This window comes from Brumimicrobium glaciale (assembly GCF_004152935.1).
Classification (GTDB): domain Bacteria; phylum Bacteroidota; class Bacteroidia; order Flavobacteriales_D; family Crocinitomicaceae; genus Brumimicrobium; species Brumimicrobium glaciale.
On sequence record NZ_SETE01000001.1, the window covers coordinates 946,068 to 953,854 of the forward strand.

Below are 7,787 nucleotides of genomic sequence, written 5' to 3' on the forward strand. Positions count from 1 at the left end.
AACTCAAATCATCAATATTTTAAACTATATTTAACTGCTTTTATGAATAATCTATCGCTTGTTGGTAAATACCTTTTAATGGGTATTTTGGTTCTTATTACATTTTCTGCTTGTCAAACGGATCAAAAGAAAGATTTTGCCGTAGTTGATGCGACATTGACAACTGATACCCTAGAAAATGAATTTGCAAAAGCTTTTCAAATCATTCATCACCACACATTCTTAGAAATAAATATTATAGATCCCGACTCAAAAGTTGTGCTTAATTCCTACAAAGTTGCCAAAACCGATGAACCTATTAACGGCATGTTTCCAAATAATATGGAAAGTGTTGTAGCAATGTCAGCAACACAAGTTGGAATGTTGCGAAAATTAAACTTAGAAGAAAAAATCACTGGAGTATCCAATTATAAATACTTATGTAATCCTGTGAGTAATTCAATGGTAGCTGAAGTTGGTGATTTCGGAATGTCAGATCCAGAAGCTTTTGTAGCTGTTAATCCCGACATTATTCTTTACTCAGGATTTAATGATGAAGCTCCAATTTTAAGTAAACTCGCTCAAGCTAATTTGAAAACTTTCAAAATTTTTGAATGGAAAGAAACTCATCCAATGGGAAGAGCAGAGTGGATCATGGTTTATGGTGCACTTTTTCATAAAGAGAAAGAAGCTAAAGCTATTTTTGAGGAAATCAAATCTAATTATTATGCCATCACGGATAAACTAAAATTGACTAAGAAAGGGCCAAGTGTTTTTGCTGGGACTTATTTTGGAGATGTTTTTAATGTACCCGCGGGGGAAAGCTATATGGCGCAACTTTTTAAAGATGCCAATATCAATTATGTGTATGCCAAAACGAAAGGTACTGGAAGCTTGAGTCTGAGCTTAGAGGAAGTAATCACTAATAATAAAGAATCAGAATATTGGTTGAATGCTGGAGTTTCTTCAAAAAATGATTTGTTAAAACAAAGTCAGAAGTTTGAATTACTTGAATCCGTAAGATTGGGAAAACTCTATACTTACTTTAATAACACCAATTGTTTTTGGGAGAACTCTCCAGTTGAGCCACACAAAATATTAGAAGATTTGGGTAAAATATTTCACCCAGATTTATTCGAAGAGAGCGAATTGACATTTTATGAATTATTGCCATAATAGTTCTTCTGTTTTTGACTTTAAAAAAAGAGAGTAAGTTTTAAACGCAAATTTCATTTTTTGAGATATGAAATTATTTAATCTGGTAATAGTGATTTTTAAAATAAAAAATCATCTTCAAAACCATTGAATTTAAATTGCGCTTGATACCTTTGGCAAATAATGAATACCCTTAATAGAAATTATTGGAGAACAAGTGCAATGCTCTTTGTTCTGCTCATCAGCTTGGTGCTTTTTGATCTAACTTTGGGTAGCTTCTCAATTGGGTTTTCTGATATTTTTAATGGGATTTTTAATTATGATTCTTCTTCAACTGCCGAATTAACAGTACGCGTATTTCGTTTCCCTCGTGTAATTACTGCTGTTTTAGCAGGTGGAGCACTCTCAATAGCAGGTCTATTGATGCAAACGCTTTTTCAAAATCCATTGGCAGGACCTTATGTTTTAGGAATCAATTCAGGATCTTCTCTTTTAGTCGCAATTAGCACAATGTCCTCCTTTTATGTCTTCGGAAGCGATTTAGGAATTGTTGCTGCAGCGATGATTGGAGCATTTGGAGCAGGTCTTTTTATCCTCTTTTGTTCTATTTATGTAAAGAGTAAAGTTTCGCTCTTACTAATTGGAATTATGTTTGGAAGCTTTGCAGGTGCTTTGGTCAGTGTAATTCAAGCCTACGCGGACCCAAATAATCTAAAAACATTTATGCTCTGGAGTTTTGGCTCATTACAAGGCGTTGAATTCAATCAACTAGGAATTCTTACAATCGTTGTCGTATTTGGAGCTTTACTTTCTGTAGTATTGGTAAAACCTCTAAATTTGCTTTTGCTTGGAGATAAAAGTGCGGCTTTATTAGGAGTTAATGTAAAAACTATTCGATTTTTAATAATTTGTGCAACCGCTATCCTTACAGGAGTCGTAACCGCATTTTGTGGACCAATTGCCTTTGTAGGTTTAGTTGTTCCAAACATGGTTAAAATGATTTATAAAACCACCAATCACTATCATTTATTAATAGGAAGTTTATTAGGTGGAGCGCTTCTTATTGTGATTTGTGACATCACCATGCAATTGATTGCGCCATTTATGAATTTACCACTAAATGCATTGACAGCGCTAGTTGGTGCGCCAGTTGTAATGTGGATAATAATGAAAAAGTTCTGATGCTCAAATTTCAAGATTTACATATCGGATTTAGTAAGGCGAAACGTAAAGAAGAACGAATTTTATTCACTTGTGAAAACCTCACATTCAATCCTGGAGAATTTGTTGCTGTCATTGGGCCAAACGGATCTGGTAAAACCACGTTATTCAATACCATTTTAGGTGAACAGAATCCGCTTGCAGGTGAAATTAGCATTGAAGATAAAAATTGGAAGAACCTAACGAGAACAGAAAAAGCAAAACATCTGAGCTTCGTTCCTTCAAAGTTTAGTGGAGTAGATCATTTGTCTGTCTATGACCTAGTTTCAATGGGAAGAGCGCCTTATACCAATATGTTGAATAAGTTAACGGAAGAAGATGAATCTATTGTCCAAAAAGTCATAAATCAGCTTGGATTATCCGATTTTATTAATGAAAATACGATAAGCTTAAGTGATGGTGAACGGCAAATTGCAATGATTGGAAAAGCCTTAGCACAAGAAGCTGGAATCATGATTCTCGATGAACCAACAGCATTTCTTGACTACAACAACAGAAGAAAAGTATTGCAACTCCTGAAAGAGATTGCCGAAAAAAATAATCAAATAATCTTCATCTCTTCCCACGATTTAGATTTATGCTTCGAATATTGCAGTAGAGTAGTAGCCATCGACACCAGCTCAAACCAATTATTGAACTTCTATTCACCTTTCAAGAAAGAAGAAATCATTAATAAAGTTTTTTAAGCTACCGCGAGATTGTTTTTTTGGTTGTTACTTCAAGATTGCATCTCATGGTTCCCAACCAAACCACCCTCTTCTTCGTTAATAACTGTAAATCACAATTTCAAATTAATTATGAAAACCGTAATTTCAATAATCTTTGTTTTTTTATTTTCATTTTTAGCATTCAATCAAAAGACTATTGACGTTAAGATAGAGACAATCTCACCAGCTGAAAACGACACACTTGAAAACCATGGTTTTTCATTTCCTTACATTTCTGAAATTCGATTAATTAATGTTGGAAACGAAAATATTTCCATTACTGACACCTTGTTCATTTATTTTACAATTAATGGAGATACTATGTCTCAATCTTCACCTTTGGATTGGTTTAGAGATTATGTAAGTTTATCTATCGAAGAAATACTAATTGGCGATACAGTTATTGTTAAGCCAGCAGTATTAATGAGTGGTGGACTTCCAAATGGTTATTTCGAACAATGTTTTAGTGTACAGCCTAAGAATAATTCAAATCCAATAACAGACAGTAATTTAGGTAATAATTCTGATTGTGTCACAAGATATTGTCAAAGTTCACTGGGGATTGAGTCAGAACAAAATCTTAATTTCGAATTTTGGCCAAACCCTGTAACGAATACTATTCATTATAATCTCCCAATTCAAGACATTCAATTATTTTCGCTTAACGGAAAGGCAATAGCAGGGATTAAATCCATGGACTACTTAATTGATGTCAGTAATATTCCCACCGGGTTATATTTTTTAAAATTCAATTATGAAGATAAACTATATTCAAAAAAAATTGTAATCAAATAGCATTCCCGCGAGATTTCCCCTCCAACCGTGCTACTGTGAGTTTGCACCTCGTGCTAACGCTATTTATCAAATACTATTCTGTTTTTACTTTCTTACTGACAATATTCATAATATCTTTGTTGTCGGATTTAAATTTGGAGAAAATGAAATATAATTTAAGTGAAGTAACCGAGTTGATGAAAGACAGAAGGACAATTTATCCTGAATTCTTTAGTGATCGAAAAGTACACAAAGAACAAATTGAATTGCTTTTAAACAATGCGATTTGGGCACCTTCTCACGGGTTAACACAACCTTGGAGGTTTAAAGTATTCATGGAAGAAGGAAAAACACGCTTAGGTGAATTCATGCATGATCTTTATATTAAAACCACACCAGAAGAAAAACAAAAATCAAAGAAACTAGATAGAATGACAAACCGTCCAGCTAAAGCATCTGCGGTTATTGCTATTTGTATGGAAAGACAGGCTTCAGAAAAAATTCCAGAGATTGAAGAAATTGCAGCTGTTGCTTGTGCAGTTCAAAATATACACCTTACTTGCACAGCTTATGGTTTAGGAGGTTTTTGGGCGACACCAAAACTTGTTTATACCGATGAAATGAAAGAATTCTTAGATATTGGACCAAAAGACCTTTGTTTAGGACTTTTTTATGTTGGATATCCAGGACAAGAATGGCCAAAAGGTCAACGTAAACCAATAGAATATGTAACCGAATGGATTCAAAAGTAGAGAATATAATAGATTTAGGTTTGGTGAATTATGTTCGCCATCCTTCCAATCCTAACTACATAGTTTTTCGTTTTGCCAATAAAATCAAAGCTGATGACTTCGAAAAGACTTTAACAGTCAGTAAAATTTGGTTCGAAAAAGGGCAGGAGGATACCCGAGGTAAAACCTACTTCTTATACGGAATTCATAACAGAGACTACTCTAAAGTTGAAAGAATCAATTATGATGTTGAAGGAAGAAATAGAACCTTCCTAATTAGCAATAAATTCTTCCGTTGGGCGTTAGTTTTGTTTTCTATGGGAGTTATGATACTCGCTACAGTTGGTTATTGTTCAAGACCCGACTTGCTAGGAGAAAAATCAGAAATACATCAAATTGAAGAATGAAAATAAAAAACTCACTTTTTTTACTTTTAGTATTGACATTTTGCAGTACTTCATTAATTGCTCAAAAATACCGCAATAAACCAGAGAATTTCTTTGGAATTCAAGTAAAGCCATTAATCCCAATCAGCCTTGTTGGGGATATAGCTTTTGATATGAAAGAAGATGGTTTTGAAACGACAATTTCTCCAATGCTAGGATACTCTTATGGTGGAGTTGTTAGAATTGGAATAACAGAACTGTTAGCAATTGAAACAGGCATTAATTATACGAGACGAAATTACAAAGCAAGTTACGCTGTGCCAGATTCTAACCTTTATGCGGAAGATGAATTAGGGTATGTAAGTTTTGATATTCCCTTAAATTTCCTCGTTTATATTAAATTAGGAAAACAGTTCTTTATGAACGTAAGCATAGGGGCTTCAGGAAATTTTAACGCCTCCAATATTCGTTCACTTATAAATCCAGAAGGCAAGCATCTATTTATCTTCGAAGGACGCAGATTAGGCTTTTTTGACTTTAATGCCAATGCAAACGTTGGATTTGAGTACAGATCCCGAAATAACGGAACCATATATTTAGGACTCTCCGGACGTGTTCCTTTCTCGCCAACATTAGCCATCGCCACCGAATACAGATACGGAACCAATAAAACAATAGCCTACGGAACAGTTGAAGGATCTACTTTCTCCTTAAATCTTAAGTATTTCTTCCACAACCAAAAGACGAAAAAAGGAATTCAATTCGAAGGAGGTCCAATAGAACAATAGTTTTTCTAATACTACACTACCGCGAGTTTTTCTATCGCGAGGTTACAACTCGTGGTAGTAGTTCTTTTAGTTTCGATAGTACTATAAGTACCATCGCAAGTTTACAAGGCTACCGCGAGTTTATAAGCCTACCGCGATTTTGCAACTCGTGGTATTGACGTCTAATATCTCAGAAAACATCATCCCATCAGTATCAATAGCCAAATATTTAACTGTCTCAATTTTATTTTCCAGACTTTCATCGTAAGGGTGCTTTACCTTTATATAGTTCTCAGTAAATCCATTGATATATCCATTGTCATTTGAACTTTCCCAAAGTACAACTCCCGTTTTCCCTACTTGTGATTCGTAAAATGCTCTTTTCTTCTTCTCAGAAAGAATGCGCAACATCTTACTTCTTTCTTTTCGCGTATGCATTGGAATTACATCATCCATTTTATTAGCAGTTGTGTTTGCTCTTTCTGAATAAGTAAAGACATGCAAGTAGGAAATATTCAAATCATTCAAGTAATTATAGGTTTCCATGAATGCTTCTTCCGTTTCTCCTGGAAAACCAACAATTACGTCAACCCCTATACATGCGTTAGGAGCGATTCTCTTGATTTGCTCAACTCTATCAGTATATGTTGCTCTTAAATACTTCCTGCGCATTTTTATAAGTAATTCATCAGATCCCGATTGTAAAGGAATATGGAAATGAGGAACAAAATGCTTTGCGTCATTTAAGCAAAAATCAATAATCTCGTTGCTTAATAAGTTGGGTTCGATAGACGAAATTCTAAAACGGTCAATTCCAGAAATCTGATCTAACCCTTTAATTAATCCAAAGAAATCTTCATCACCTCCTTGACCAAAGTCCCCAATGTTGACTCCTGTAAGTACAATCTCTTTAACTTCTGTGGCAGCAACTTTCTTAGCTTCTTCTAAAGTTTCTGCAATCGTTGCATTTCTACTTTTACCTCTAGCGAGCGGAATTGTACAGAAAGTGCAGAAATAATCACATCCATCCTGTATCTTAAGGAATGATCTTGTTCTATCTCCATAAGAGAAAGAAGGTTCGAAATCCTGAACATCTTTGATTTTACCATATTCTATGGTAACCCCTTCTGAATATTCGTTGCTCTCAATATGTTTTACGATGTCAAACTTCTCATTTGCACCCAATACCATATTCACACCGTATATCTTAGCGATTTTCTCAGGTTTTAACTGAGCATAACAACCTATGATGACAACAAAGCTCTCAGGATTAACCTTTTTGGCCTTTTTTACCAATTGAATACATTTTTTATCCGCATTCTCTGTAACCGAGCAAGTGTTCACCACGAATATGTCTGGTGTATCATCAAAATCTACCTTTGCATACCCTGCTTCCTCAAAACTTCTGGCTATGGTACTAGTCTCTGAAAAATTCAGTTTGCACCCTAATGTATAAAACGCGACTTTCTTGTATTGGATCATATTATTTTAACTTAATTATTTAATCATAGCGTTACAATACGTTACTATTGAAAAACTAGATTTAAATATAATACCTGGACAAAGTTTAAGTATTCTGTCAATTGACGGAAGGCATTTGAACTATTATCGGTAGATCTGCAAAATTAAGGAAAAGAATTTGAAATAGAATGGCTCTTTATTGTGTATAGTAGTAATAAGATGTTCGACGTGCGCTGTAGTGGATATTTACATACAACTTTTGTGTGAATTAACGATTCTTACAAAGGTGTTAAACCATATTCTTTGTTTTGTACCCCATAAAATCTCTTGTCAGCGTCTGTGACACGCACTGTTTGCAACAGTCCACACTAATGAAGACTATCTTCCATTGGGCAATCCCCACTTCTCAACTATCACGTATCTTATCATTATTACTCTAAACCTACTACTGCGAGACTTTATATAAGGGTATAAAACTTTATACCTTATATATAGGTCAGTATTTTTCTATACTCTAACTATTAAAGTCTATTCTCAATAAATCCAAAAATAATGAAAGATTCAAAGAGTAGGTTTTAAGAGACTTAAGAATTAATTTAAAAATAG

General features: G+C 34.3%; 8 protein-coding genes. 7 read left to right on the top strand and 1 reads right to left on the bottom strand.

Annotated elements, in window-relative coordinates; genetic code table 11:
- Nucleotides 1-42: 42 nt before the first annotated feature.
- From ERX46_RS03725 to ERX46_RS03755, 7 genes are all read left to right on the top strand, one after another.
- On the top strand, nt 43-1,155 hold the full coding sequence (locus tag ERX46_RS03725) for an ABC transporter substrate-binding protein (RefSeq protein WP_130092481.1): 1,113 nt from the start codon (nt 43-45) through the stop codon (nt 1,153-1,155).
- 162 nt (nt 1,156-1,317) lie between these two features.
- The gene (locus ERX46_RS03730; protein WP_130092482.1) at nt 1,318-2,316 is read left to right on the top strand and encodes a FecCD family ABC transporter permease; all 999 of its coding nucleotides are present in this window, start codon (nt 1,318-1,320) and stop codon (nt 2,314-2,316) included.
- On the top strand, nt 2,316-3,041 hold the full coding sequence (locus tag ERX46_RS03735) for an ABC transporter ATP-binding protein (RefSeq protein WP_130092483.1): 726 nt from the start codon (nt 2,316-2,318) through the stop codon (nt 3,039-3,041). Before ERX46_RS03730 ends, ERX46_RS03735 begins: the two co-directional genes overlap by 1 nt.
- A gap of 111 nt (nt 3,042-3,152) precedes the next feature.
- Nucleotides 3,153-3,857: a T9SS type A sorting domain-containing protein gene (locus tag ERX46_RS03740; RefSeq protein WP_130092484.1), complete on the top strand. Its 705-nt coding sequence runs from the start codon at nt 3,153-3,155 to the stop codon at nt 3,855-3,857.
- Nucleotides 3,858-4,000: 143 nt separating this feature from the next.
- Entirely contained in the window at nt 4,001-4,588 is a 588-nt protein-coding gene (locus tag ERX46_RS03745; RefSeq protein WP_130092485.1) for a nitroreductase family protein, read from the top strand.
- A complete protein-coding gene (locus ERX46_RS03750; protein ID WP_130092486.1) occupies nt 4,573-4,974 on the top strand; it encodes a hypothetical protein in 402 nt (133 codons plus the stop codon). Before ERX46_RS03745 ends, ERX46_RS03750 begins: the two co-directional genes overlap by 16 nt.
- Nucleotides 4,971-5,741, top strand: a complete 771-nt coding sequence (locus ERX46_RS03755; protein ID WP_130092487.1) for an outer membrane beta-barrel protein — start codon at nt 4,971-4,973, stop codon at nt 5,739-5,741. The genes ERX46_RS03750 and ERX46_RS03755 overlap by 4 nt, the downstream gene beginning before the upstream one ends.
- Before the next feature lie 120 nt (nt 5,742-5,861).
- On the opposite strand, the gene mtaB is transcribed toward ERX46_RS03755, so the two are convergent.
- Entirely contained in the window at nt 5,862-7,202 is a 1,341-nt protein-coding gene (mtaB, locus tag ERX46_RS03760) for a tRNA (N(6)-L-threonylcarbamoyladenosine(37)-C(2))-methylthiotransferase MtaB (protein WP_130092488.1), read from the bottom strand.
- Nucleotides 7,203-7,787 lie beyond the last annotated feature (585 nt).

Excerpts from the sequence above, each read along its gene's own strand:
- mtaB (WP_130092488.1), bottom strand. The coding sequence starts at position 7,202 with ATGATCCAATACAAGAAAGTCGCGTTTTATACATTAGGGTGCAAACTG.
- ERX46_RS03735 (WP_130092483.1), top strand. The coding sequence starts at position 2,316 with ATGCTCAAATTTCAAGATTTACATATCGGATTTAGTAAGGCGAAACGT.
- ERX46_RS03740 (WP_130092484.1), top strand. The coding sequence starts at position 3,153 with ATGAAAACCGTAATTTCAATAATCTTTGTTTTTTTATTTTCATTTTTA.
- ERX46_RS03730 (WP_130092482.1), top strand. The coding sequence starts at position 1,318 with ATGAATACCCTTAATAGAAATTATTGGAGAACAAGTGCAATGCTCTTT.
- ERX46_RS03750 (WP_130092486.1), top strand. The coding sequence starts at position 4,573 with ATGGATTCAAAAGTAGAGAATATAATAGATTTAGGTTTGGTGAATTAT.
- ERX46_RS03725 (WP_130092481.1), top strand. The coding sequence starts at position 43 with ATGAATAATCTATCGCTTGTTGGTAAATACCTTTTAATGGGTATTTTG.
- ERX46_RS03745 (WP_130092485.1), top strand. The coding sequence starts at position 4,001 with ATGAAATATAATTTAAGTGAAGTAACCGAGTTGATGAAAGACAGAAGG.
- ERX46_RS03755 (WP_130092487.1), top strand. The coding sequence starts at position 4,971 with ATGAAAATAAAAAACTCACTTTTTTTACTTTTAGTATTGACATTTTGC.